The sequence below is a fragment of the Rathayibacter sp. SD072 genome (assembly GCF_017355185.1).
Lineage (GTDB): Bacteria > Actinomycetota > Actinomycetes > Actinomycetales > Microbacteriaceae > Rathayibacter.
The window spans coordinates 1-23486 of the sequence record NZ_JADILJ010000052.1 but is presented as its reverse complement, the minus strand read 5'-3'; the positions used below and the strand labels follow the sequence as shown (position 1 = coordinate 23486).

The following is a 23486-nucleotide window of genomic DNA, read 5'->3' as shown; positions in this document are numbered from 1 at the left end:
AGTGTGTATAAGAGGCGGGAGGACGAGGAAGCACCTGGGGCGGCGGGTCTCGATACGCCCCTGCGGGGCTGCTCGACCAGCAGGTGAAGACGGGGGTCGGCACGCACCTGCGGGGCCGCTCGGCCGGTAGACGGCCGAGCAGCCCGCGGGCGCGCTACTTGATCGAGCCGCGCATCACTCCGCTGACCACCCAGCGCTGGGCGAACAGGTAGACGATCAGCAGCGGCGCCATCGCCATGAGGTAGGACGCGAAGGCGACCGTGTAGTTCGTGTTGAACTGCCCCTGGAAGACGTACTCGGCGAGCGGGAGCGTACGGGCGGCGGGGTCCGAGAGCACCACGAGCGGCAGGATGAAGTCGTTCCACGCCCAGACGCAGGTCAGGATGCCGACCGTCGCGTTCATCGGTCCGAGCAGCGGGAAGATCACCTGCCAGTAGGTGCGCCAGGTCGACGCCCCGTCGGTGCGCGCCGCCTCCTCGAGCTCGATCGGGATCGAGCGGATGAAAGCGGTGTAGATGAACGTGTTGATCGACAGGCCGAAGACCGCGTAGAGCAGGATCAGGCCGACCTGGTTGTCCAGGCCCAGCAGAGCCGTCTCCTTCACGACCGGCAGCATGATGATCGGGAACGGCACGAAGACCGCGGCGAGCAGGTAGAAGTAGACGCCCTTGAAGAACGGCTTGTCGAGGTTCCGGGCGACGGCGTAGGCGACCATCGAGTTCGAGAAGAGCGTCAGGACGACGGCTCCGACCGTGATCAGCGCCGTGTTCACGAACGCCTGCGGGAACCGGGTCGCGGTCCAGGCCTCGGCGAAGTTGCCCCACGAGATCGAGGTCGGCAGCTCGAAGCCGGTGCCGCCGAGCTGGTCCGGGGTCTTCAGCGCCGTCACGACGGCGAAGTAGAGCGGCAGGAGGATCGTGAGCGAGCAGACGGCGATCAGCGCGGTCGCCCACCAGTTGATCCGGTAGGTGTCGCGGGAGGGGCGGCGCGTCCGCCGCTCCTCGTCCTGCCCGAGGGCGATGGCGGTGGTGGGAGTGACGGTGGCGGTCATCAGAACGACGCCTCTCTGCGGCTGAGGACCCGGAACTGGATCAGCGAGACCACGATGATGATGAGGAAGTAGAGGACGGCGTTGGCCGTCTGGTAGGCGTACTCGCCGCCCTGGAAGCCGCCGCGGTAGATGAGCAGCGTGATCGACTCCGTCGACGTGCCCGGTCCGCCGTTGGTCAGCGCCACGATGTGGTCGAAGACCTGCAGGAAGTTCTTCATCGAGATGACCATGTTGATGGTGAAGAACGAGGCGATCAGCGGGAACGTGATCGACGTGAACTGGCGCCAGGTCGACGCTCCGTCGAGCGAGGTCGCCTCGTACAGCTCCCCCGGGATCGTCTGCAGGCCGGCGAGGTAGATGATGATCGAGAAGGCCGAGGCCTGCCAGACCGCCAGGACCACGATCGCGACCCAGGCCCAGTCCGGGTTCGCGAGGATGTTCTCCCCGATGACGGGGATGCCTCCGAGGATCTGCGGCAGCGAGTTCGCGAAGAGGTACTGGAACACGTACCCGATGACCAGCGTCGAGAGCACGTACGGGATGAAGTAGATGCCCCGGAACGCGGTCTGGAACTTGATCTTCGCGTTCAGCGCGATGGCGATGGCCAGCGAGATGACGTTGACGAGGATCGTCGCCACGATCGCGAAGCCGAAGGTGAAGCCGTAGGCCTTCCAGACGCGGTCGTCCTGGAGGAGGGCGACGTAGTTCGAGAAGCCGATCAGGTCCCACGCGCCGTAGCCGGCGTAGTTCGTGAAGCTGAAGAAGATGCCGGTGAGCACCGGCACGGTGTGCAGCACGAAGAAGAGGAGGACCGCGGGGATCGTCATCCAGTAGAAGGTCTTCGAGGTGCGGCCGATCGTGCGCTTGCGCGGCGAGCGGGGCGGAGTCGTCGCGAGCGTCTGCGCGGGCGCCGTGGTGGTCGTGGTCATGGGCCGGGTCACTTCCTGGTCGTGCGTGCCGCGACTTTGCGCCACTCACTGTCGAGGGTCCGGAGCGCCGCATCGGCGTCCCCGTCGGCGAGGAACGCCTGGAGGGTGGGGTTGAGCGGGATGCTCGCGGGGATCTGGTGGTCGACGAAGCCGATCAGGCGGCCCTCGGCGAAGTACGGCTGCAGCTCGGCGAGGGTCGGATCGGCGTTGGGCGCGGCGTCGACGAGCGGCGAGTACGCGGCCTGGCTGGCGACGTACGGCTCGACGACGCCGGGGGTGAGCAGGAAGTCGACGAAGCGGCGGGCCGCCTCGAGCCTCGGGGTGCCGCGTCCGATCGCGATCGCGACGTCGACCCCGGAGGTGACGCGGGTCTCGGCGGGGTCGTCGAGCACGGGGTAGGGGAACACGCCGAGGTCGATGTCGGGGTTGTTCGTGCGGACCGGGTTGATCGCCCAGATGCCCTGCGCGTACATCGCGGCCTCACCGGCGGCGAAGGCCTGGTTGCCGTCGTCGTAGCCGCGGCCGAACGCGCCCTCCTGGGTGTACGAGAAGAGGGTGCCGAGGCGCTCCATCGTGCTCGCGTAGTCCTTCGAGAACGAGACGGGAGAGTCGGGGCCGAGGCTCGCCCCCTCCTCCCGCAGCGCCTCGAAGAAGCCCTCGGGCTGGAGCTGACCGCCGATGGCGTTGAAGGCGGGGGCGCCGGTCCAGTTGTCGAGCAGGGCGCCGTAGAACGGAGTGACGCCCGCGGCGACCAGGGCGTCGCAGACCGCGATCAGCTCGCTCCAGGTCGTCGGCACCTCGAGGCCGTTCTCGGCGAAGATCGTGCGGTTGTAGAGGATGCCGTCGGCGTTGTTCGCGAAGGCGAGAGCGTTGATCTCGTCCCCCTCGAAGCTCCCGAGGTCGGCGAGGATCTCGAGCGCCGCCGGGTTCACCCGGTCGACGAGCTCGTCGCCCGTGAAGTCGTGGAAGACGCCGGCCTTCGCGAGGTCCGCGTAGTACCCGCTGCCGTTCAGGGTGAGCACGTCGGGGACCTTGTCCTTGACGAGGAGCGTGCGGATCGCGGTGTCCGGGTCGGGCACGTTGTTGGCGATCACGCGGATGTCGGGGTTCGCCGCCTCGAAGTCGCGGATGATGCGCGCGAAGTCCTCGACCGCCTCGGCCTTGAACTGGAAGAAGTCGAGAGTGGTGACTCCGCTCGAAGCGCCCGGCGAGGCGCAGGAGGCGAGGGCGGCCGCGGAGGCGGCGGCCAGGGGCACGGTGAGGAGGGTCCTGCGCGAGAGGTGTCGTCTCGCGAGGTCTGATCGGGGGGACATCGGCGTCTCCTTGCGGTGGAAGGGGTGTGGTGAGGGAGGGGTGGACTGCTCGATCAGCGGGGTGGGGGCGGCGGTCAGACGGCGGTGAGGGTGAGCACCACGAGCTGCTCCGGATCGAGGACGGGCGCCTGGACGCCGACCGTCGCGAGGACGCGGCCGCTGAGCACGGTCGTGCGGCCGGTCCAGCCGAGCTCGGACTGCCCGGGGCCGCCCAGCGGCGCACTGACCGGTGCGAGGGCCACCGAGTACGACCGCTCCGGGTCCAGACCCGGGAACGTCAGGGGTCCGGGCGGATAGCTCTCGCTCGTGCGGAGGCGGGCGTAGACGAACAGCGCCTCGGCCCCGTCCACCGCGACCACTCCCGAGAGCGAGGCCGAGTCGTCGGCGAGATCGGTCCGCACCGCGGTGCCCGAGTGCAGCAGCGCGCGGTGCTCGCGGTGGAACGCGACCCAGCGGGCGAGCTCGTCCTCGACCTCCGGGGCGAGGTCGGAGACGTCCCACTCGATGCCGAAGTGGCCGGTGAGCGCGGTGCCGGCGCGGAAGGACAGCGAGTGGGTGCGCGACGTCGAGTGCGACCGCGGCCCGCCCACGTGCTGGCCCATCAGCTCCGGCGGCACCACCAGCTGCGTGTACGGCTGGATCGTCGCGCGCTCGAGCGGGTCGATGCAGTCGCTCGTCCAGATGCGGTCGGTGCGCGCGAGGATCCCGAGGTCGACCCGGGCCCCTCCGGAGGCGCACGCCTCGATCTCGAGCCCGGGGTGGCGGGCGCGCAGCTCGTCGAGCAGGCGGTAGAGAGCGAGCACGTTCTCGTGCACGGCCGCGCGACCGGTGGCGGGCGAGACGGCCTCGAGCAGGTCGCGGTTGTGGTCCCACTTGAGGTACGCGATCGGGTGCTCGACCAGCAGCGCGTCGAGGGCCGCGAGGACGTGGTCATACGCGCCCTGCTGCGAGAGGTCGAGGACCTGCTGCTGGCGACCGGGGAGCGGGAGGTGGCCGGCGGGGCCGAGGATCCACTCCGGGTGCGCACGGGCGAGATCGGAGTCGGGGCTGATCATCTCGGGCTCGACCCAGAGCCCGAACTGCATGCCGCGCGACGTGACGGCGTCGATGATCGGAGCGAGGCCGTCGGGCCAGACGGAGCGGTCGACGCTCCAGTCGCCGAGCCCGGAGGTGTCGTCGCGGCGGCCGAGGAACCAGCCGTCGTCGAGCACGAACCGCTCGACTCCCAGGCGCGACGCCCGCTCGGCGAGGGCGGTGAGCCGCTCGAGGTCATGGTCGAAGTAGACGGCCTCCCAGGTGTTCAGGGTCACGGGGCGCGGCGTCGACGGGTGCTGCGGGCGCGCGCGGACCGAGGCGTGGAAGCGGGCCTGCAGCTGGGACAGCCCGTCGCCCCACGAGCCCGAGGCGATCGGCGTCTCGTAGCTCTCGCCCTGCGCCAGCTCGATCTCGGCCGGGCGCAGCAGCTCGCCGGCGGCGAGGAGCGAGACGCCCTCGGGGGTGCGCTCGGCGCGGACGGCGGAGTTGCCGCTCCAGCCCAGGTGCACGCCGTGGACGAGACCGCGCTCCCAGCCGAAGCCGGGGGTGCCGACCGCGAGCAGGAGGGTGGAGTCGGCGCCGGGGCGCCCTCGGCGGCTGGAGCGCACGTGCTCGCCGATGGTCAGCTCGTGCCGCTGCGGGTGGCGCTCGCGGAGGTGGTGGCCGGTCGTGTCGAGGACCTCGCGGGCGGTGGCCGGGAGGGGGAAGCCCAGCTCGAGGCGGTCGAGGCGGAACGGACGCTCGTCGAGGTTCTCGACGCGGGCGCGCTGGGTGAGCAGGCCCGCGGAGTCGACCTCGAGGTCGATCGTGACGCGGAGGCGGGCGCCGGCCGCGATCAGCCGGAGCGCGGATCCGAGGACCTCGACGCTCTCGACGGCGAAGCGCTCGCTCGCCGTCGTGCGGTCGTGGGTGCCCTCGAGGGTAGGGGCGTGCTGCCAGCCGTCGGCCTCGACGGCGACGAGCCCGAACGGAGCGAAAGCGTCGAGCCCGCCCGAGACGCGTTGCGGAACGGCGGCGTCGGCGAGGGCGGATAGTTCAGCGCCGGAAAGATCACCGAGGTCGGCGCCCCAGTGCGTGATCGAGGGGAACGTGTCGTGCCGGGCGTCGAGGACGACGCTCGTCCCTCCGTTCCGGAGATGGAAGACCGCATGATCCGCGGTGCGACGGGTGGCGGGACTGCTCGTCTCTGCTGTGCTTCGCTGCATGCGTTCTTTCTACGGCAGAACTAATGCGGGTGTCAAGAGGCTTCCCCGAGCCCGCCGCGGGCCGATGACCGCTACATTGCTACCGGAGTGGAAAGAAGAGGCAGCATGGCCATCACCGACACCGTCGCCCCCGAGGACACCGCGGGGACCTCTGCGGAGCTGCTCGCCCGCGAGGTCCTCATCCACGGTCCCATCTCCCGCAGCGAGCTCGGCCGCCGCCTCCGCCTCTCCCCCGCCAGCCTCACCCGGCTCGCGCGCCCCTTCATCGAGGGTGGGCTCTTCGTCGAGGGACCCGAGCAGAGCACCGGAGTGGGCCGCCCGGCCCGCCCGCTCGACATCCGCTCCGACTCCCTCCGCTTCGTCGGAGTCAAGGTGACGGGCACGCAGGTGCTCGCGGTGCGCACCGACCTGCGCGCCCGGACCGAGGTCGAGCTCGTCCGCGATCTCGCGGGCACCTCGCCCGCCGAGGTCGTCGAGGCGATCGTCGGAGTGGTCGAGGATCTCGGTGGGGCCGCCGCGTTCGCGGGTCTCGGAGTCACGATCGGCGGCAGCGTCGACGCGGCCGGCCGCGTGAGCCGTGCGCCGTTCCTCGGCTGGCGCGACGTCGATCTCGCCGGGCCGCTCTCCGAGGCGCTCGCCCTGCCCGTCGCACTCGAGAACGACGTGGTCGCGCTGACCGCGGCGGAGCACTGGTTCGGTCAAGGCCGCGGCGTGGCGCACTTCGCTGTGCTCACGATGGGCGCGGGAGTGGGCTACGGACTGGTCGTGCACGACCGCGTGGTCGCGCCTCCCGCGGCGGGCCTCGGGCTCGGCGGGCACTTCCCCCTCGACTCCGGCGGACCGGTCTGCGAGGCGGGGCATCGGGGCTGCTCCACCGCGATGCTCACGCTGCCGTCGCTGTCGCGGCAGCTCCTGGTGGCGACGGGACGCGAGCTGACGCTGGGCGAGGGGCTCTCGCTCGCGCGGTCGGGCGACCCGGGCGCCGCTCGGATCCTCGGGGACGCCGCCCGCGCGCTCGGCACGATGATCTCGGCGATCGCGAACCTGGCGATGGTCGACACGGTGATCCTGGCCGGCGAGGGCGTGGCGCTCTACTCGGAGCAGTCGGAGCTCGTCGACGCGACCATCGCGGCGACGAGGGATCCGGATGCGGCTCCTCCGGCGCTGCTGGTCGACGACGGCGGGCTCATCGAGTGGGCGCGCGGGGCGGCGGCGACGGCGATCCAGCGGCTGCTGCCGCGGATCGCGGGGTCGACCTCCGGGGCGGCGGAGTAGCGCGGCGGAGGTGCTGGCCCCCTCGCTGGTCGATTAGCCGCGCAGCGCCCACCCTCGCTGGTCGAGTGGCCGTGCAGCGCCCATCCTTGCTGGTCGAGGAGCCGCGGAGGGGCCACCCTCGCCGGTCGAGCAGCCCCGGAGGGGCCACCCTCGTTGGTCGAGTAGCCCCGGAGGGGCGTATCGAGACCCGCCGTCACCGGGAGGGGTGGATCTCGATACGCCCGCTCCGCGGGCTACTCGATCAGCAAGGGCTCGCTCGATCGGCGAGGGCGCGTCCGGTCCGCCGCCTGCCGCATCGGCGGGGACGCACCCGCTCCGCAGGCTGCGCGGTCGGCCGGGCGGCTCAGCCCTGCGCCGCGACGAGCTCGCGGAGGGCCTGCACGACGAGGGCGTGGTCGTCGAGGGAGGCGAGGCCCGAGACGGTGGCGGCAGCGACCACTCCGACCCCGCGCACGCGGATCGGGACCGAGCCGCCGGTGACGGCGTACTCGGGACCGAGCCAGCCGCGGTCGGTCGGATCGGCGCCCGCGGCGACGAAGCGGGCGTCGGCCAGAGCACTGCTCGTCTCGAGGCGGAGGACCACGGCCGACTTGCGGGAGATCCACGACTCCTGATCGGGCGTGCTCCCCGGCAGCGCGGCCCGGAAGAGGATCAGGCCGGGGCGGCGGATGTCGACCGAGACGGCCGCTCGGGCCTCGCGCGCCAGCTCCGCGACGCGGCAGCCCAGCTCCCACGCGGTGCTGTGGTCGAACGAGTCGAGCACGAGCTCGCGCTCCTGCTGCTCGAGCTCGGCGACGAGGGCGGTCGCGGCTCCGACCTCATCTGTGGTGCTGTCGGTGCTGGTGCTGTCGGTCACGGTGTCCTCCCGGAGTGGTCCCCCGACGAAGCCGACCACCTCGGTGCGACCTCGCCGCGGCGGCGCGCCGGAGGAGGGATCAGCGGCCCTCGAACTCGGCGTCGGTGACGTGCTCGGCCCAGATCGTGCTCGTGGCGGGATCGTCCGCGCTCTCGAAGAGGGCGAGGTGCTCCATGAAGACGCCGGGGGCGCTCGCGTGCCAGTGCTCCTCGCCGGGCGGCGTGTAGAGGGTCTGGCCCGCGTGGACCTCGAGGACCGTGCCGTCACGACTGCCGAAGCGGGCGACTCCGCTGGTCACGTGCAGGTACTGGCCACGCGCGTGCGAGTGCCAGGCGGTGCGGGCGCCGGGCGCGAATCGCACCCGGGCGAGGGTGGCGCGCTGATCGGCGTCGTGCGGGACCGCGATCAGGTCGAGCCAGACACGGCCGGCGAACTGCTCGGGCGGGTTCTCGACGGTGGGAGCGGCGGGTTCGATGTTCACGGGGATCCTCTCGGCGGTGGCGGGGTCAGAGCGGGAGCAGTCGCACGGTCGCCGAGACCGGGCCCGCCTCGAGCATGGGCGAGAGGTAGGGGCTGCCCGCGTACTTCGCGCGGTAGGCGGCGTCGACCGCCTCGTGCATCGCTGGGTCGGCCTGCTCGAACGCCACCTCGTGCTCGGTGCCGGCGGCGCGGATCCGCCCGGCGCCCTGCTCGATCGCGGCGCGGTACCAGCGCGAACTCCGCCCGTTCCAGGCGCGGGCGAGCAGATCGCCGCCGACGACGACCGACCAGATCCAGGTGGGAGTGCCGTAGGTCGTGCCGTCGGCGCGGAAGGGCGACACGTGCAGATCATCGGAGGCGGCGATCGCAGCGAGCGTCGCTGGACTCCAGGTCATTCGGGGCTCCTCGGAGTCGGGGGCGGAGAGAGCACCGCGGCGGGCGCATCGCGGATCGTGCCGGGCGGCGCCTCCCGCTGCCGCGTCGCCCACCACGAGGCGAGCAGGCTCAGCGCGTCGGCGCTCGGCGAGCCGGGCTCGGCGCAGTAGATCAGGAAGTTCAGCCCTTGCTCGCCCATCGGCTCGAACGCCTCGTAGCTGAGGTGCAGATCGCCGACGACCGGATGGTGGAAGAACTTGGCGCCGCTGGCGTGATGCCGCACGTCGTGGGCGCCCCAGCGGCGGCGGAACTCATCGCTCCGGGTGGAGAGCTCGCCGATAAGCGCCTGGAGACCGGCGTCGTCGGGGGTGCGGCCGGCCTCGGTCCGCAGGATGCCGACGCTGATGTCGGCGGCCGTCGCCCAGTCGGGGTGGAAGCGCTCGGAGAGGTCACGGCGGAGGAAGGTGAAGCGAGCGAGGTTCACCGGTCGTTCGGGGCGCTCGTACTCGTCGGCGTACAGGGCGCGGAACAGCTCGTTCTCGGCGAGGACGTCGAGCCGGCCGTTGCGGACGAAGGCGGGAGCGCTGCTGATCGACTCGACCGCGAGGCGCAGGCCGGGGCGCACGGAGGCGATGCGGCGGGGACGGCGGCGGACGGGCGACCCTCCGGCCGCTCGGGCGAGATCGAACAGGTGTGCGCGCTCGGCGTCGTCGAGACGCAGCGCAGCGGCGAGCGCCTCGAGCACCCCCTCGGAGGCTCCGCGCAGGTCGCCGCGCTCGAGCCGGGAGTAGTACTCGATGCTGACCCCCGCGAGCTGCGCGACCTCGCTGCGGCGCAGGCCCGGCACGCGCCGGACTCCGCCGGAGGGCAGCCCGACCCTGTCGGGCGAGAGGCGGGCGCGGCGGGAGACGAGGAAGTCCTTCACCTCGGGATCGTGGGGCATGGGTTCACGCTACGTCGCGCCCCGGATCGGCGGGGTGCCCTGTCGGAACACCTCGGGAGAGAACCTCCCGGAACACTCCTGGGGAGGAGTTGTCTGGATCGGCGCGCCCCGTCCCCGCGCCGCGAGAGGATCACTCCATGCCCGCCGTCACGACTCCCGCCGTTCCATGAGCACCGCCGAGAACCCGCCCGTCGGCATGACCCGCGGCCTCACGCTCCTCTTCGCGATCGCCGGCGGCGCCGCGGTCGGCAACCTGTACTGGGCGCAGCCGCTGCTGGGGGTGATCGGCGGGGACTTCGGAGTCTCGGCGGGTGCCGCGGGGCTGCTCGTGACGGTCACGCAGATCGGCTACGCCGCCGGGGTGTTCCTCCTGGTCCCGCTCGGCGACACGCTCGACCGGCGGCGCCTGATCCCCGCTCTGATGACTTCGGCCGCGGTGTTCCTGGCCGCCACGGCGCTCGCGCCGGCGTTCCCCGTGCTGCTCGCGAGCCTCGCGCTGATCGGGGTGACGACGGTGGCCGGCCAGCTGCTCACTCCGCTGGCCGGCGACCTGGCCACCGACGAGCAGCGCGGGCGGGTGCTCGGCACGGTCGCCTCCGGACTGCTGCTGGGCCTGCTGATCTCGCGCGCGATCAGCGGGATCCTGGCCGATCTGCTCGGCTGGCGTGCGGTGTTCGGCATCGCCGCCGGGCTGATCCTGGTGCTCGCTCTCGTGATGGCCCGTCGGCTGCCGCACCTGCCTCCGCGCGCCCGGGTGCGGTACGGGAGCCTGCTCGCGTCGGTGCTGCGGACGGTCGGGAGCAGCCGCGCGGTGCGCGTGACGGTCCTGATCGGCGCCTCGGCGATGTGCGCGTTCACCCTGTTCTGGACCGGGCTCACCTTCCTGCTCGGCGCCGAGCCGTACTCCTACTCCGCCACCGCGATCGGGCTCGTGAGCCTCGTCGGCATCGCGGGGGCCGTCTCGGCGCAGCGGGTCGGGCGCCTGTACGACCGCGGGCTGTCGCTGCCCGCGATGGGCGTCGGACTCGCCGTGGCGCTGCTCGGGCTCGTGATCGCGGGGATCGGCTCGGGCTCGATCGTGGTGGTGCTGATCGCGGTCGCCGTCTTCTCGATCGGGCTGCAGGGCGTGCAGGTGCTCGCGCAGACGCGCATGCTCTCGATCGATCCGGGGGCGCGGAGCCGGCTGAACACGGTGTACATCGTGGGGAACTTCGCGGGCGGGGCGATCGGCTCGGCGCTCGCGGGCGTGCTGTGGCAGGCGGGCGGCTGGACGGCGCTGATGCTGGTGGCCGCGACGGTGCTGGGCTTCGGGCTGACGGTGTGGGCGGTGCAGCGGACGCGGGCACTGGCGGGCTGACGAGGGCGCGAGACGTCGCGGGGGGTCCTCGCATCGCGAGTCGACTCGAGAGGGGCTCCGACCGAGAAGCGCAGCCCGATCCGCGTCCACTCGACGAGGTCCACGGTCGCGAGTCGACTCGGAACGGGCTCCGACTCCGGCGCGCACCCCGGTTCGCGACCACCCAGGCACCTGCACGGCCGCGAGTGGACGCGAGACGGGCCCCGAGGCAGCGCTGCACCCCGCTCCGCGACGACTCGAGGACGACGACCGCGCCCGCCGGCTCAGCGGCGGTCGAGCCGCGGCGCGTCGGCCAGCAGCCTCCGCGTGTACTCCGACGCCGGCGCCCCGAGCACCGCAGCGACCGGCCCCGACTCCACCACCCGCCCCTCGCGCATCACCGCGATGCGGTCGCTCATGTGCGCGATCACACCGAGATCGTGCGAGATGATCAGCAGTGCCAGTCCGTGCCTCCGCTGCAGATCGTCGAGCAGGTCGAGGATCTGCGCCTGCACCGAGACGTCCAGCGCCGACACCGGTTCGTCGCAGATCAGCACGTCGGGCCGCGTGGCCAGGGCGCGCGCGATCGAGACCCGCTGGCGCTGGCCGCCCGACAGGGTCCGAGGAGACCGCGAGGCGAGCGAGGGAGCCAGGCCCACGCGGCCCAGCAGCTCGCCGACGTCGCCCGCCCCCGCGTCGCGCAGCAGACGGCCGACGCTCCAGCGCGGGTCGAACGACGAGAGGCTGTCCTGGTAGACGGCCCCGATGCGCGGTCGCAGCGGGCGCCGGTCGCGTTCGCGCGCCGCCGACCACGGCCGGCCGAGGAACTCGACGCTCCCCTCCTGGGGGCGCCGCAGGGCCAGCAGGAGGCGCGCCACCGTGCTCTTGCCCGATCCGGACTCGCCCACCAGCCCCAGGGTCTCGCCGCGCCGCAGCTCCAGGCCGACGCCGTCGACCGCGACGCGGGTCCCTCCGCTCGGGCGCGCGAAGCTCGTGCGCAGCCCCTCGGCGCGCAGCACCACGTCGCCCGGGGGTGGCGGAGGAACGACCTCGGCGCTCGAGGACGACAGCCGCGTGCCGCGCGGCCGCCCGGTCGGCACCGCCGCGACGAGGGTGCGGGCCTCACGGCTCGTCGGAGCACCCAGCACCTGCGCGGCGGGACCCTCCTCGACCACGCGGCCGTCGGCCAGCACGAGGATGCGGTCGGCGAGCCCGGCGACGACCGCGAGGTCGTGCGAGACCAGCAGCAACGCCCGTCCGCGCGCCTTCTGCTCGGCGAACAGCTCGAGCACGCGGGCCTGCACGGTCACGTCGAGCGCGGTCGTCGGCTCGTCGGCGACGAGCAGCGGAGGATCCAGCGCGATCGCCGAGGCCAGCAGTGCCCGCTGCCGGAGCCCGCCCGAGAGCTCGCCCGAGCGGTCGCGCATCCGCTCGGCCGCGTCGGGCATGCCGACGCTCGTCAGGGCCTCGGCCGCGCGCCGCGAGCGCTCGGCCGCGGGCAGGCGCCCGTGCAGACGCCAGGCATCGCCGATCTCGCGCCCGATCGGCCGCAGCGGGTCGAGCGAGAGGAGGGCGTCCTGGGGCACGAAGCCGGCACCGGCCCCGCGGAGCCGCCGCAGCGTCCGCTCGCCCGCACCGACCACCTCCGTGCCGCCCACGCGCACGCTGCCCGAGACCGCGCCCCCGCTCAGCCCCAGCAGCGCTCTGGCCGTGACGCTCTTGCCCGAGCCCGACTCCCCCACGATCGCGACGCACTCGCCCGGCTCCACGCGGAACGACACCCCGTGCACCACCTCGACGCCGTCGAACGCGACGCGCAGGCCGTCGACGACGACGGCGCTCATCGCGCACCCCGCAGCCGACCGCCGAGCACGGTGGTGGCGATCGTCGTCAGCACGATGACGAGTCCCGGGAACACCGTCAGCCACCACGCGCTCGCGAGGTAGGTGCGGCCCGCCGAGAGCATCGCTCCCCACTCCGGAGCCGGCGGCTCGGCCCCGAGGCCCAGGTAGCTGAGCGCCGACGCCCAGACGATCGCCTGACCCACGCCGAGCGTCGCGAGCACCGCGAGGGGGGCGAAGGTGTTGGGCAGCACATGCCGCAGCAGGATGCGCGCGGGGCCGTGGCCGAGGACCCGCGCGGCCTCGACGTAGCCGGAGTCGCGGATGCCGAGCAGCTGCGTGCGCAGGATGCGGGCGTACCCCGGCGCCGTGGACAGGCCGACCGCGATCGTGGCGGGGACCACTCCGGGACCCGTCACCACGATCACCAGGAGCGCCAGGAGCAGTGCGGGGAACGCGAACAGCACCTCCAGGACGCGCCCGATCAGCCCGTCGACGAACCGGCCGCCGAACGCGGCGATCACGCCGAGGACCGCGCCGAGGGCGAGGCCGATGGCGGTCGCGCTGACGCCGATCAGGAGGGACGCGCCCGCGCCGGCGATCACGCGGCTGAGCACGTCGCGACCGGACTCGTCGGTGCCGAGCAGGTGCGTGGCGGACGGCGGCGAGAAGGAGTCGGTGGGCGCGATCGCGAGGGGGTCGAACGGGGCGAGGAGGCCGGGAGCGGCCGCGGCGAGCAGCAGCAGGGCGACGAAGGCGAGCGAGACGATCTCGCCGGCGCGCAGGCGGGCGCCACGACGGCGCACGGGTGCCGCGGAGGTGCGCAGCTCGAGCTCGCTCACGCGGCCGCCTCCTCGACGGACTGCGCCCGGACGACCCGGGCGGGAGCGAGGCGCGGATCGACGAGGCGCGCCACGAGGTCGGTCGCGACGGTCACGAGGATGTAAGCGAGAGCGGTGACGAGGACGACCCCGGTCACCACCGGCACGTCGCGGACGGTGACCGCCGACAGCAGCGTGCGCCCGAGCCCGGGCCGCGCGAAGATCGTCTCGACGACCACCGCGCCGCCGATGAGGTAGCCGAACGCCCAGCCCGAGAGCGCGATGCCGGGCAGCACCGCGTGGCGCAGGGCGTGGCGCAGGCGGAGTCCGAGCTCGCTCTCCCCGCGCGCGCGGGCCGCGAGGACGAACGGCGACTCGAGGGCGTCGAGGAGCGAGCGGCGCATCACCTGGCCGAGGAAGCCCGCGAGCGGGATCGCGAGGGTGAGCGCGGGCAGGACGAGGCCGTTCGGCGATCCGGTGCTCACCGGCGGCAGCCAGCGGAGGGTCGTGGCGAACACGGCGATGAGCACCGTGGCCAGCCAGAAGTGCGGGAGGGCGGCGGCGGTCAGCTCGAGACCCGCGCCGAGGGCCGCGGCGAGACGGCCGCCGCGGGTGGACCAGAGCGCGGTGCCGAGGGCCAGGATCCACGCCACCGCGAGCGCGAGGACGGCCAGCAGCAGCGTGCCCGGCAGCTGCTGCCCGAGCAGCTCGACCACCGGGACTCGGAGGGAGTAGGACGTGCCGAGGTCGCCCCGCGCGAGCCGGCCCAGCTGGGTCAGGTACTGCAGGAGGAGCGGCTGGTCGAGTCCGTACTCCTCGCGGACCGCGGCGAGCGCCTCGGCCGACGCCTGCGAGCCCGGTCCGCCGAGGATCGCCTGCGCAGGATCGCCGGGGATCAGGCGGATGAGGAAGAAGACGGCGGTCGCGACGGCCCAGAGCACGACGACCGCACCGCCGAGGCGGAGGAGGACGCGGCGGATCATGCGAGCTGCTCCTTCCAGGGGGTCACGGCACCAGCATGCCGGACGGTCCGCGCGGAACCTTCGCTGAGAGAGGGGTCTGACGGCTGACAGCCGAAAGACCCCACCGACAGCTGACGTTGCGCGCGCATCTGCTGATCGAGCAGCCCGGGGGCGCGGGCTGCTCGATCAGCGAGGCGGGGCGTCGGGTCAGACCCAGGCGTCCGCGAACCACGGTGTCGAGACCGTGGCGAGCGCCTCCACGCCCTGCACCGACGAGCGGAGCAGGTAGTGGTTCTGCTGGTCGTACAGCGGCAGGATCCAGTAGCCCGAGAGCACGATCTCCTGCGCCTGGCGGTACAGGTCGGCGCGCTCGTCCGCGTCCGTCGTCGCGCTGGCCTGCTCGAGCAGCGCGTCGAGCGCCGGGTCGGCGATCTGCGCGTGGTTGGCGAAGTAGCCGCTGGGCGCCGGAGTGATGCCCGAGGAGGAGTAGAGGATCCGCAGCACGTCGGGACCGACCTTCGTGTACGGCGCGCTGACCAGCTCATACTCGTTCGCCGCGAGGGCCGCGTACCAGCTCGAGAGGTCCAGCAGGCTGATCTCGACGTCGAAGCCGACGGCCTTCGCCGAGGCCTGGATCTGCTCGAACAGCGACTGCTCGGCCGGGATCGACTGGTTGGTGCTGACCGGGAAGCGCAGCGTGAGCGGCTTCCCGTCCTTCTCGCGGACGCCGTCGCCGTCCGAGTCGGTCCAGCCGGCGGTCTCGAGGAGCTCCTCGGCCGCGGCGACCTCGTCGTCCGATCCGGCGTCCTCGAAGAGCGAGGGGTCGGAGTAGGCGGTCGCCTCACTGCTCGAGAGCGGCGAGTAGGAGCGCTCGGCGGTGCCGAAGAAGAGGGAGTCGATGGCGTCGTTCACGCCGACGGCCCGGATGAACGCCTCGCGCACGCTCGCGTCGTCGAAGGGCGACTGGCCGCCGTTCAGCTCGATGCGGTTGACCGAGCCGGGGCGGGGAGCGTCGAGCTCGACGAGGTCCGACGCGTCGGTCGCGGCCTGCAGCGTGTCCGGCTGCGCGTTGTCGATCACGTCGACCTCGCCGGCCTGGAGCGCCGCGTAGCGGGTGGCGGAGTCGGGCAGGAAGCGCCACTCGATGCTCGAGAGGTACGCGGGGCCCTCGTGGCCGTCGCCGGTGGGGCCGGTCGAGGCGTCGTAGGCGTCGTTGCGGGTGAGGGTCACGTGGTCCTGCTTGACCCACTCCGTCACCGTGAACGGACCGGTGCCGACGGGTGCCTCGCAGTTGGCGGCCTCGCCGCGGGCGATGCCGGTCGGCGACTGGATCGCCGTCCACGGCTGCGCGAGCGACTCGAGCAGAGCGCTGTCGGGGGCGCTGAGCGTGAAGCGCGCGACGGTCGGCGAGACGGCCGTGACCGACTCGACCTTGGCGACGGCGAGGTAGCCGGTGGAGGACTTGGTGGCCGGGTCCTGCAGGTGCGCGATGTTGGCTGCGACCGCCTCGGCGTCCAACGGCGTGCCGTCGGTGAACTCGACGCCCTCGCGCAGGGTGAAGTCGTAGCTGAGCGCGTCGTCCGAGACGGTCCACGACTCCGCGAGCCACGGCGTGATCGTGCCGTCGGCCTCGCGCGAGACGAGCGACTCGAGCACCTGGGTCGCGAGCAGCGCCTGCGGGTAGTTGCCGCCGACGTGGGGGTCGAGGCAGGTCGGCTCCGCGTCGCCGGACGCGTAGGTGAGCACGCCGTCGGCGACCGGAGTCGCGGAGTCGCCTCCCGCGTCGGACTCGGCGGTGCAGCCGCTGAGCAGGAGGGCGCCCACGGCGAGCGCGGCGGGGAGGAGGAGAGAGCGGCGCATGACGTCTTTCGTGGAGGGTCGGGAGTGCCGGGTTTCTTGGACGCGGCCCAGGAAACGCTAGCAGGAGGGGCGGGGCTGCGGGACGAGTCGCCCGGATCCACCCGCGTCCTTGCGGCGCGATCGGAACGAGCGGAGCATGCCGGATCGAGGCCGCCAGGCCCTAGCCTCGGAGCGTGTTCCTCAGTGCGCCCCAGGGCTTCCGCGATCGTTCCGCCGTCGATGCGCGTCGACTGATGCTGGAGGACGAGCCCTCGGTGCAGCCCCTGCGCGTGTTCCGCGAGGAGCTCCTCGCCCGGCGCACGCGGAGGAGCCCCGGAGCGGTCGTGCCCGACTTCGACCCCGCGGAGGCCGGGATCCGCGCCCGCGCCCTCCTCGTGCTCGAGGCCCCGGGCCCGATGGCGGCCGGCCTCGCCGGATCGGGCTTCGTCTCGGTCGACAACGACGATCAGACCGCCGCCACCACCTGGACGCTGCGCGACGAGGTCGGTCTGCACGAGCGCACGCTGGTCTGGAACATCGTGCCCTGGCACCTCGGCGACGGCGCGCCCGATGCGGACGAGCTGCGCCAGGGCGCGATGGAGCTGCGCCGCCTCCTGCCGCTGCTCCCCGATCTGCACGTCGTCGTCACCGCCGGCACCGCGCCGACGAAGGGCTGGGCCGCGAACATCGCTCCGTACCTGAGCGGCGGGCCCACCGTCATCGGCTCCTGGAGCCCGGGGCAGCGCGCGATGAGCCAGCCCCGCAAGCGCGACGAGCTCAAGCGCGCCTTCGAGCGGGCGGCGCAGCTGGTCGGCTGACCTGACTCAGCCCGCCGTCGAGGCGCGCACGACCAGCTCGGGCTGGAAGAGCACCTGGCGCGGCTCGGGCTCGAGCAGCAGCTCGACCGCCGTCGCGCCGATGAGCGCGCTCGGCTGGCGGATGCTCGACAGCGGCACCACGGTCGCCGTCGCGAAGGCGATGTCGTCGTACCCGATCAGCGCGACGTCCTCGGGCACGCGCACGTCGCCCAGCAGCATCAGTGCCTGCAGCACCCCGACCGCGAGCAGATCGTTGGCGCAGAACACGGCGTCGGGGCGATCGGAGGCGTCGCGCGCGGCGAGAGCGCGCCCCGCCTCGCGCCCCGCGAGCACCGACAGCGACTCCGTCGCGATCTCCTCCAGCACGGCGCCCTCGACCTCCTGTACCGCCGCGCGGGCGCCGGCGAGGCGGTCGGCGACCTGGCGGATCGACTCCGGACCGCCGATGACCGCGAGGCGGCGGCGGCCGAGGCTCAGGAGGTGCTCCACGGCGAGGCGCCCGCCGGCCACGTCGTCGACGGCGACCGACGAGAGCGCGGAGTCGTGCGACTCCCGGTCGACGAGGACGCACGGGATGCCGTGCGAGCGGAGCCTGTCGAGCCGCGACGACTCCTCCCCCAGCGGCGAGATGAGGACACCGCTCACGCGCTGCTCCTCGAAGAGGTCGAGGTAGGCGGCCTCGCGGCCGGGGTCGTCGTCGGTGTTGCCGAGCAGGACGGCGAGGCCGGACTCGGCGGCCCGCGCCTCGGCTCCGCGGGCGAGGTCCGAGAAGAAGGGGTTGCCGGCGTCGAGCACGATCAGGCCGATGCTGCGGCTGCGGCCGGCGCGGAGCTGGCGCGCGGCGTCGTTGCGGACGAAGCCGAGCTCGGCGATCGCCTCCTGCACCCGGCGGACCGACTCGGCGCCGACCTTCTCGGGGCGGTTCAGCACGTTCGAGACGGTGCCGACGGAGACGCCGGCTCGGGCGGCGACGTCGCGGACGCTCACGGACGGCACGGCGCCTCCTCGGGGTCGGGCCGCGGCGGGCGGCGGTCCCGGAAGTATGGCACCGGGCCGGGTGCGAGCTGCGGACGACAGCGGCGCCCGACTCCGGGACGCCGTCTTTGACACGCTCCCGGGGCCCGCGATACGCTCGCGGAGCACCGCCGTGAAACGATTCATGAGTACCACGCACCCCTCCATCCGAAGGAGCCGCTCGATGTCGAGTGACACCCCCCTCACCCGGGTCTGCTTCCAGCTCCAGGTGAAGCCCGACCGCCTCGAGGAGTACAAGGAGCGCCACGCGGCCGTCTGGCCCGACATGCTCCGCGCCCTCAAGGACACCGGCTGGAACAACTACTCGCTCTTCGTCCGCGAGGACGGACTGCTGATCGGCTACGTCGAGACCCCCTCGATCGTCGACGCGCAGGCCGCCATGGCGCGGACCGAGGTCAACGCCCGCTGGCAGGCCGAGATGGGCGAGTTCTTCGTCGACCTCGACGGCGCCCCCGACGAGGGCTTCCTCCCCCTGACCGAGGTCTTCCACCTGGAGGACCAGCTCGCGGCACTCGACGCCGCACCCACTCCCGACACCCTCGCAGAAGGACACGCCTCGTGACCGAACTCTCCCCCGACGTCCTGAGCCAGCTCGAGCAGCAGGCGATCGAACTGCCCTCGTGGGCCTTCGGCAACGCCGGCACCCGCTTCAAGGTCTTCACGACTCCGGGCACGCCGCGCACGATCGAGGAGAAGATCTCGGACGCGGCGACCGTGAACGAGCTCACCGGCCTCGCTCCGACCGTCGCGCTGCACATCCCGTGGGACAAGGTCGACGACTACTCGGCGCTCGGCGACTACGCCGCATCGAAGGGCGTCTCGCTCGGCACCATCAACTCGAACACGTTCCAGGACGACGAGTACAAGTTCGGCTCGCTCACGCACTCCGACCCGGTGATCCGCCAGAAGGCGATCGACCACCACCTCGCCTGCATCGACATCATGGACGCGACCGGCTCGCGCGACCTCAAGATCTGGCTCGCCGACGGCTCCAACTACCCCGGCCAGCAGGACATCCGCGGCCGCCAGGACCGCCTCGCCGACTCCCTCGCGACGATCTACGAGCGCCTGGGCGCCGAGCAGCGGATGGTGCTCGAGTACAAGTTCTTCGAGCCCGCGTTCTACCACATGGATGTGCCGGACTGGGGCACCTCCTACGCCCACGTGGCCGCGCTGGGAGACCGCGCCCTGGTGTGCCTGGACACCGGACACCACGCGCCGGGCACCAACATCGAGTTCATCGTCGCCCAGCTGCTGCGCCTCGGGAAGCTCGGCTCGTTCGACTTCAACTCGCGCTTCTACGCCGACGACGACCTCATTGTCGGCTCGGCCGACCCGTTCCAGCTGTTCCGGATCCTCTACGAGGTCGTGCGCGGAGGCGGCTACGGCCCGGATTCGCCGGTCGCCTTCATGCTCGACCAGTGCCACAACGTCGAGGACAAGATCCCCGGCCAGATCCGCTCGGTGCTCAACGTGCAGGAGATGACCGCGCGCGCGCTGCTCGTCGACCGCGCGGAGCTCGAGAAAGCGCAGCTCGCGGGCGACGTGCTCGGCGCGAACGGGATCCTGATGGACGCCTTCTACTCGGACGTCCGCCCTGCGCTGGCCGCGTGGCGCGAGACCCGCGGCCTGCCGGCGGACCCGATGAAGGCCTACGCCGACTCCGGGCGCGCGCAGCAGCTCGCGGAGGAGCGCGTCGGCGGCACCCAGTCGAGCTGGGGGGCGTGAGCCTCCGCTGATCGAGCAGTCCGCGCAGCGGGCGTATCGAGATCCACCCCTCCAGGAGACGGCGGGTCTCGATACGCCCCTCCGGGGCTACTCGACCAGCAAGGGGGGCGAGGCGCACGCCGCTGCGCTGCTGCTCGACGAAGCGCGGGTCAGCGGCCGAGGGTCGACGCGCGGGCCATCAGCTCGGGGGCGAAGACGCGGCGGCGGTCGGCGCCGTCCGACGGCGCGCCGATCACGTCCTGCAGCAGGTCGACGGCGGAGGCGCCGAACGACTCCTGCGGCGCGCGGACGGAGCTGAGCGGCACGAGGGACGCCTCGGCGTACTCGATGTCGTCGTAGCCGATCAGGGCGATGTCCTCGGGAACGCGGATGCCGTGGCTGACCAGGACCTGCTCGAGGCCGATCGCCAGCAGGTCGTTGACCGCGAAGACCGCGTCGGGGCGGGAGGCGGGATCGCGCGCCGCGATCGCCTCGCCGACCTCGTGGCCCTCCGCGATGACGCGGTGCTCGACATCGATCATCTCGAGGGTCGCCCCCGGCACCTCGGCCACGGCCCGGCTGGCGCCCGAGAGCCGCTCGCCCACCTGCTGGATCGACAGCGGTCCGCCCACGAACGCGAGTCGGCGGCGACCGAGCTCGAGCAGGTGCTGGGCGGCGAGGCGTCCGCCCGCGACGTCGTCGAGCGAGACCGAGGGCTGCACCTCGGAGCCGGCGCGGCGGCCGACCAGCACGGTCGGGGTGCCGCGCGAGCGGACCGAGGCGAGCCGGTCCTCGATGGCGCCGTGCGAGGCGACGAGCATGCCGCGGACGCCGTGCTCCTCGAAGAGCTCGAGGTAGGCGTCCTCGCGGGTGCGCTCGCCACCGGAGTTGGCGAGGAACAGCGACAGGCCGAGCTCGGCGGCTCGGCGCTCCGCCCCCTCGGCGATCATCGCGAAGAACGGGTTCGACACGTCGGGAGCGATGTAGGCGATGGTCGAGCTCTGCCCGAGGCGGAGCTGGCGCCCCGCGTTGTTGCGGACGAATCCGAGCGACTCGATGGCCGCCTGGATCCGCTGCGCCTTCTCCTGGGACACCCGCGCGGGGTGGTTCAGGAAGTGCGAGACGGTGCCCATCGAGACGCCCGCGGCGGCGGCGACGTCGCGGATGCCGACCTTCGCCATCGCTGCCTCCTGGGTGTCGGGGTCGTCGCGGCGAGGCGCCGGACGGGTTTCGATGCTCTCACGCGCGGCCGGATCACTCCGGCAGCAGCGGCTCCGGCAGGGCGACCCCGTGCGCCTCGAGGGCCTCGGAGACGACCTTCACCGCGTTCAGCGCGCGGGGGAACCCCACGTACTGCACCGTGTGGATGACCGCCTCGACGACCTCCTCCGCGGTGGCACCGGTGTTGATGGCGGCCCGGGTGTGCCCGCGCAGCTGCGCATCGACGCCGCCCAGCGCGGTCAGCACGCCGAGCGTGATCAGCTCGCGCTCGCGCAGCGTCAGGCCGGGACGCGAGTTGACGTCGCCGAAGTTGAACTCGAGGCCGTAGCGGGCGAGGTCCTGGGCGCGGCCGCTCTGCAGCGCGATCAGGCCGTCGGCCTTCCCCTCGCCGTAGACGGCGTCGAAGGCGGCCTTGCCGCGCGCGAGGCGCTCGGGGTCGGGAGTGGTCACGTCGTTCCTCCTGGGATCGGTGTGTCAGATCGAGTGCCCGCCGTCCAGCGGCAGGATCACCCCGGTGATGTTGACGGCGGCGGGCGAGGCGAGGAACACGATGGTCTGCGCCAGGTGCTCCGGCTCGCCGAGGAGTCGCGACGGGATCTGCGCGAGCAGCGCCTCGCGCCGCTCCGGGGTGTCGTTGTCGCGGCCGGGGGTGCGCTGGGCGCCGGGCGCGAGCGCGTTGACCGTCACTCCCTGATCGGCGACCTCGATCGCGAGCGCCTTGGTCAGCCCGACCACGCCGGCCTTCGCGGCCGCGTAGGCGGTCGCGCCGCGCACGAGGCGGCCGCCGGCGACCGCGGCCACGGAGGCGATGTTCACGATCCGCCCCGACCGCTGCTCGAGCATCGCGGGCAGCACCGCGCGGGTGACGGCGAAGACGGTGTCGAGGTTGCGCTCGATCTGCGTGCGCCAGGTCTGCTCGGTCATCTCCTGGAAGAAGGAGACGGCACCGCCTCCCGCGCCGTTGACCAGCACGTCGATCGCGCCGTCCTCCTCGATCACCGCCCCGAGGGCCGTCTGCACGGCGTCGAAGTCGGTGAGGTCGACGGCGACGGCTCGCGCCGCACGGCCCTGCTCGCGGACGCTGCGGGCCACCTCCTCGGCTCCCGCACCGTCGAGATCGACGACGACGACGTCGGCTCCGGCGCGGGCCAGCTCCCGGCAGATGATCCGGCCCAGCGCCCCTGCGCCTCCGGTGACCAGTGCTCGTCGACCCGTGAGTTCCATGCGCGTGCTCTCCGATCTCGGCCTCGCCGCACGAGCGGCGGGCGCGGGCTGCTCCGCCCGTTCATCGACCCCATGGTGCGCGATTCTTTGAAACGTGTCAATCCACAGGGTCGTGAGCGGCGCCGATCCGGTCTCTCCGCTCTCCTACTGCGCAGGGATTCGCTCCGGACTCGTTCTTGACACGGTCGATCCGCGTGGCTAGCCTCGCAAATTGTAACGTTTCAAACGTTCCCGCACCTTTCAAGGAGGAAATGTGTCCCGCACTTCACGCCCCCAGGAACGTGGCTCCCGCCGCGTCGTCCACGGTCTGATCGCCGGAACGGGAGCCGCCGTGCTGCTGCTCACCGGCTGCGCATCCGGAGACGGCGGGGGCTCGTCAGAGTCCGCCGACGCCGGCTCCTTCTCGGTCCTCACTCCAGCCGAGAACGCGATCATCCGCGACGAGCTGACCACTCTCTCCGAGGGCGCCTGCGCCACCGAGAACGAGGCCATGCCGCTGGAGGACCAGACGGTCGCGCAGGCCGACGTCGTCCAGAAGATCACCCTGCTCGCCAGCCAGGACGCACTGCCGACCGCCTTCGTGGCCGGCACCGCGCAGGTCCGCCCGGACGGCGACCTCGGCAAGAACGACCTCATCGTCGACTACGAGGAGAAGCTCACCGAGCTCGGAGTCTGGGACGACGTGCTCCCCGCCGCCAAGTCCACGATCACCTCGGTGTACGGCGGCATGGTCTCGCTGCCGTTCCAGTACAACGTCGAGGGCATCTGGTACAACAAGCAGATCCTCAGCGAGAACGGCATCGCCGAGCCGCAGACCTGGGACGAGCTCGTGACCGCGCTCGAGACGCTCAAGGGCGCCGGAGTGGTCCCGCTGACCGAGGCGGGCAGCCAGGGCTGGCCCCTCACCCGCCTGATCGGGAACTACCTCTTCCGCTCCATCGGCCCCGACGCCATGAAGGACGTCCAGTCGGGCGACGCGAAGCTCACCGACCCCGAGTACGTCGAGGGCGCTCAGGCGATCGCCGATCTCGGCTCCGCCGGCCTGTTCGGCGAGGGAGTCACCTCCCGCGACACCGACACCGCGAACACGCAGTTCCTCACCGGAGAGGCCGCGATGACCTACAACGGCTCCTGGTTCCTCGCGAACCTCAACGACCCGGCGCAGAATCGGATCGGCGAGGAGAACGTCGGGTTCCTGCCGTTCCCGGACGTCGAGGGCG

The 23486-nt window shown here is 72.5% G+C and carries 22 protein-coding genes; 6 read left to right on the top strand and 16 right to left on the bottom strand.

From position 1 onward, the window contains the following. Nucleotides 1-154 precede the first annotated feature (154 nt). The 4 genes from IOC53_RS16235 to IOC53_RS16220 all read right to left on the bottom strand — a co-directional run bounded on the left by IOC53_RS16235 (nucleotide 155) and on the right by IOC53_RS16220 (nucleotide 5533). Entirely contained in the window at nucleotides 155-1051 is an 897-nt protein-coding gene (locus tag IOC53_RS16235) for a carbohydrate ABC transporter permease (RefSeq protein WP_207407331.1), read from the bottom strand. After that, nucleotides 1051-1980: a carbohydrate ABC transporter permease gene (locus IOC53_RS16230; RefSeq protein ID WP_107574274.1), complete on the bottom strand. Its 930-nt coding sequence runs from the start codon at nucleotides 1978-1980 to the stop codon at nucleotides 1051-1053. Before IOC53_RS16230 ends, IOC53_RS16235 begins: the two co-directional genes overlap by 1 nt. 8 nt (nucleotides 1981-1988) lie before the next feature. Beyond that, nucleotides 1989-3293 (bottom strand): ABC transporter substrate-binding protein, encoded by a 1305-nt coding sequence (locus IOC53_RS16225; protein ID WP_207407329.1) that lies wholly within the window; start codon nucleotides 3291-3293, stop codon nucleotides 1989-1991. 74 nt (nucleotides 3294-3367) lie between these two features. After that, nucleotides 3368-5533, bottom strand: a complete 2166-nt coding sequence (locus tag IOC53_RS16220) for an alpha-galactosidase (RefSeq protein WP_207407327.1) — start codon at nucleotides 5531-5533, stop codon at nucleotides 3368-3370. A gap of 105 nt (nucleotides 5534-5638) precedes the next feature. Between IOC53_RS16220 and IOC53_RS16215 the strand changes: the two genes are divergently transcribed. Continuing rightward, entirely contained in the window at nucleotides 5639-6808 is a 1170-nt protein-coding gene (locus IOC53_RS16215; protein ID WP_207407326.1) for an ROK family protein, read from the top strand. 343 nt (nucleotides 6809-7151) lie between these two features. Here the strand turns inward: IOC53_RS16215 and IOC53_RS16210 are convergent, their stop codons facing one another. From IOC53_RS16210 to IOC53_RS16195, 4 genes are all read right to left on the bottom strand, one after another. Next, nucleotides 7152-7664 carry a heme-degrading domain-containing protein gene (locus IOC53_RS16210; protein WP_207407325.1) on the bottom strand — a complete coding sequence of 171 codons (513 nt, stop codon included), beginning with the start codon at nucleotides 7662-7664 and terminating at the stop codon, nucleotides 7152-7154. 79 nt (nucleotides 7665-7743) lie between these two features. Beyond that, the gene (locus tag IOC53_RS16205) at nucleotides 7744-8145 is read right to left on the bottom strand and encodes a cupin domain-containing protein (protein ID WP_207407324.1); all 402 of its coding nucleotides are present in this window, start codon (nucleotides 8143-8145) and stop codon (nucleotides 7744-7746) included. A 25-nt stretch (nucleotides 8146-8170) separates the two neighbouring features. Beyond that, the gene (locus IOC53_RS16200) at nucleotides 8171-8539 is read right to left on the bottom strand and encodes a DUF2255 family protein (RefSeq protein ID WP_207407323.1); all 369 of its coding nucleotides are present in this window, start codon (nucleotides 8537-8539) and stop codon (nucleotides 8171-8173) included. Next, nucleotides 8536-9462, bottom strand: coding sequence for a helix-turn-helix domain-containing protein (locus tag IOC53_RS16195; RefSeq protein ID WP_207407322.1), 927 nt, complete (start codon nucleotides 9460-9462; stop codon nucleotides 8536-8538). Before IOC53_RS16195 ends, IOC53_RS16200 begins: the two co-directional genes overlap by 4 nt. Nucleotides 9463-9628: 166 nt before the next feature. Between IOC53_RS16195 and IOC53_RS16190 the strand changes: the two genes are divergently transcribed. After that, on the top strand, nucleotides 9629-10819 hold the full coding sequence (locus tag IOC53_RS16190) for an MFS transporter (protein ID WP_207407320.1): 1191 nt from the start codon (nucleotides 9629-9631) through the stop codon (nucleotides 10817-10819). Nucleotides 10820-11082: 263 nt separating this feature from the next. Here the strand turns inward: IOC53_RS16190 and IOC53_RS16185 are convergent, their stop codons facing one another. From IOC53_RS16185 to IOC53_RS16170, 4 genes are all read right to left on the bottom strand, one after another. Next, a complete protein-coding gene (locus IOC53_RS16185) occupies nucleotides 11083-12642 on the bottom strand; it encodes an ABC transporter ATP-binding protein (protein WP_207407318.1) in 1560 nt (519 codons plus the stop codon). After that, nucleotides 12639-13481, bottom strand: a complete 843-nt coding sequence (locus tag IOC53_RS16180) for an ABC transporter permease (RefSeq protein ID WP_207407316.1) — start codon at nucleotides 13479-13481, stop codon at nucleotides 12639-12641. Before IOC53_RS16180 ends, IOC53_RS16185 begins: the two co-directional genes overlap by 4 nt. Then, nucleotides 13478-14443 (bottom strand): ABC transporter permease, encoded by a 966-nt coding sequence (locus IOC53_RS16175; RefSeq protein WP_207407314.1) that lies wholly within the window; start codon nucleotides 14441-14443, stop codon nucleotides 13478-13480. Before IOC53_RS16175 ends, IOC53_RS16180 begins: the two co-directional genes overlap by 4 nt. A 186-nt stretch (nucleotides 14444-14629) precedes the next feature. Next, complete coding sequence (locus tag IOC53_RS16170; RefSeq protein ID WP_207407311.1) at nucleotides 14630-16282, bottom strand: ABC transporter substrate-binding protein; 1653 nt, start codon at nucleotides 16280-16282, stop codon at nucleotides 14630-14632. A gap of 173 nt (nucleotides 16283-16455) precedes the next feature. Here IOC53_RS16170 and IOC53_RS16165 point away from each other — a divergent pair, with 173 nt between their 5' ends. Next, complete coding sequence (locus IOC53_RS16165) at nucleotides 16456-17079, top strand: uracil-DNA glycosylase (RefSeq protein WP_207407309.1); 624 nt, start codon at nucleotides 16456-16458, stop codon at nucleotides 17077-17079. Nucleotides 17080-17085: 6 nt separating this feature from the next. On the opposite strand, the gene IOC53_RS16160 is transcribed toward IOC53_RS16165, so the two are convergent. Then, entirely contained in the window at nucleotides 17086-18075 is a 990-nt protein-coding gene (locus IOC53_RS16160) for a LacI family DNA-binding transcriptional regulator (RefSeq protein ID WP_307786229.1), read from the bottom strand. A 202-nt stretch (nucleotides 18076-18277) separates the two neighbouring features. On the opposite strand from IOC53_RS16160, the gene IOC53_RS16155 reads away from it, so the two are divergent. After that, on the top strand, nucleotides 18278-18676 hold the full coding sequence (locus IOC53_RS16155; RefSeq protein WP_207407305.1) for an L-rhamnose mutarotase: 399 nt from the start codon (nucleotides 18278-18280) through the stop codon (nucleotides 18674-18676). Next, nucleotides 18673-19842, top strand: a complete 1170-nt coding sequence (gene rhaI, locus IOC53_RS16150; RefSeq protein WP_207407303.1) for an L-rhamnose isomerase — start codon at nucleotides 18673-18675, stop codon at nucleotides 19840-19842. Before IOC53_RS16155 ends, rhaI begins: the two co-directional genes overlap by 4 nt. Before the next feature lie 149 nt (nucleotides 19843-19991). Here the strand turns inward: rhaI and IOC53_RS16145 are convergent, their stop codons facing one another. The 3 genes from IOC53_RS16145 to IOC53_RS16135 all read right to left on the bottom strand — a co-directional run bounded on the left by IOC53_RS16145 (nucleotide 19992) and on the right by IOC53_RS16135 (nucleotide 22266). Beyond that, nucleotides 19992-21002: a LacI family DNA-binding transcriptional regulator gene (locus IOC53_RS16145; RefSeq protein WP_207407301.1), complete on the bottom strand. Its 1011-nt coding sequence runs from the start codon at nucleotides 21000-21002 to the stop codon at nucleotides 19992-19994. Between the two features lie 73 nt (nucleotides 21003-21075). Next, nucleotides 21076-21492, bottom strand: coding sequence for a carboxymuconolactone decarboxylase family protein (locus IOC53_RS19070; RefSeq protein WP_207407299.1), 417 nt, complete (start codon nucleotides 21490-21492; stop codon nucleotides 21076-21078). A 24-nt stretch (nucleotides 21493-21516) separates the two neighbouring features. Then, a complete protein-coding gene (locus tag IOC53_RS16135; protein WP_207407297.1) occupies nucleotides 21517-22266 on the bottom strand; it encodes an SDR family NAD(P)-dependent oxidoreductase in 750 nt (249 codons plus the stop codon). 253 nt (nucleotides 22267-22519) lie between these two features. On the opposite strand from IOC53_RS16135, the gene IOC53_RS16130 reads away from it, so the two are divergent. Next, a partial coding sequence (locus tag IOC53_RS16130; protein WP_307786228.1) for an extracellular solute-binding protein occupies nucleotides 22520-23486 on the top strand: 967 nt, incomplete at its 3' end.

Excerpts from the sequence above, each read along its gene's own strand:
- IOC53_RS16235 (WP_207407331.1), bottom strand. The coding sequence starts at position 1,051 with ATGACCGCCACCGTCACTCCCACCACCGCCATCGCCCTCGGGCAGGAC.
- IOC53_RS16230 (WP_107574274.1), bottom strand. The coding sequence starts at position 1,980 with ATGACCACGACCACCACGGCGCCCGCGCAGACGCTCGCGACGACTCCG.
- IOC53_RS16225 (WP_207407329.1), bottom strand. The coding sequence starts at position 3,293 with ATGTCCCCCCGATCAGACCTCGCGAGACGACACCTCTCGCGCAGGACC.
- IOC53_RS16220 (WP_207407327.1), bottom strand. The coding sequence starts at position 5,533 with ATGCAGCGAAGCACAGCAGAGACGAGCAGTCCCGCCACCCGTCGCACC.
- IOC53_RS16215 (WP_207407326.1), top strand. The coding sequence starts at position 5,639 with ATGGCCATCACCGACACCGTCGCCCCCGAGGACACCGCGGGGACCTCT.
- IOC53_RS16200 (WP_207407323.1), bottom strand. The coding sequence starts at position 8,539 with ATGACCTGGAGTCCAGCGACGCTCGCTGCGATCGCCGCCTCCGATGAT.
- IOC53_RS16195 (WP_207407322.1), bottom strand. The coding sequence starts at position 9,462 with ATGCCCCACGATCCCGAGGTGAAGGACTTCCTCGTCTCCCGCCGCGCC.
- IOC53_RS16190 (WP_207407320.1), top strand. The coding sequence starts at position 9,629 with ATGAGCACCGCCGAGAACCCGCCCGTCGGCATGACCCGCGGCCTCACG.
- IOC53_RS16185 (WP_207407318.1), bottom strand. The coding sequence starts at position 12,642 with ATGAGCGCCGTCGTCGTCGACGGCCTGCGCGTCGCGTTCGACGGCGTC.
- IOC53_RS16175 (WP_207407314.1), bottom strand. The coding sequence starts at position 14,443 with ATGATCCGCCGCGTCCTCCTCCGCCTCGGCGGTGCGGTCGTCGTGCTC.
- IOC53_RS16170 (WP_207407311.1), bottom strand. The coding sequence starts at position 16,282 with ATGCGCCGCTCTCTCCTCCTCCCCGCCGCGCTCGCCGTGGGCGCCCTC.
- IOC53_RS16155 (WP_207407305.1), top strand. The coding sequence starts at position 18,278 with ATGTCGAGTGACACCCCCCTCACCCGGGTCTGCTTCCAGCTCCAGGTG.
- IOC53_RS16145 (WP_207407301.1), bottom strand. The coding sequence starts at position 21,002 with ATGGCGAAGGTCGGCATCCGCGACGTCGCCGCCGCCGCGGGCGTCTCG.
- IOC53_RS16135 (WP_207407297.1), bottom strand. The coding sequence starts at position 22,266 with ATGGAACTCACGGGTCGACGAGCACTGGTCACCGGAGGCGCAGGGGCG.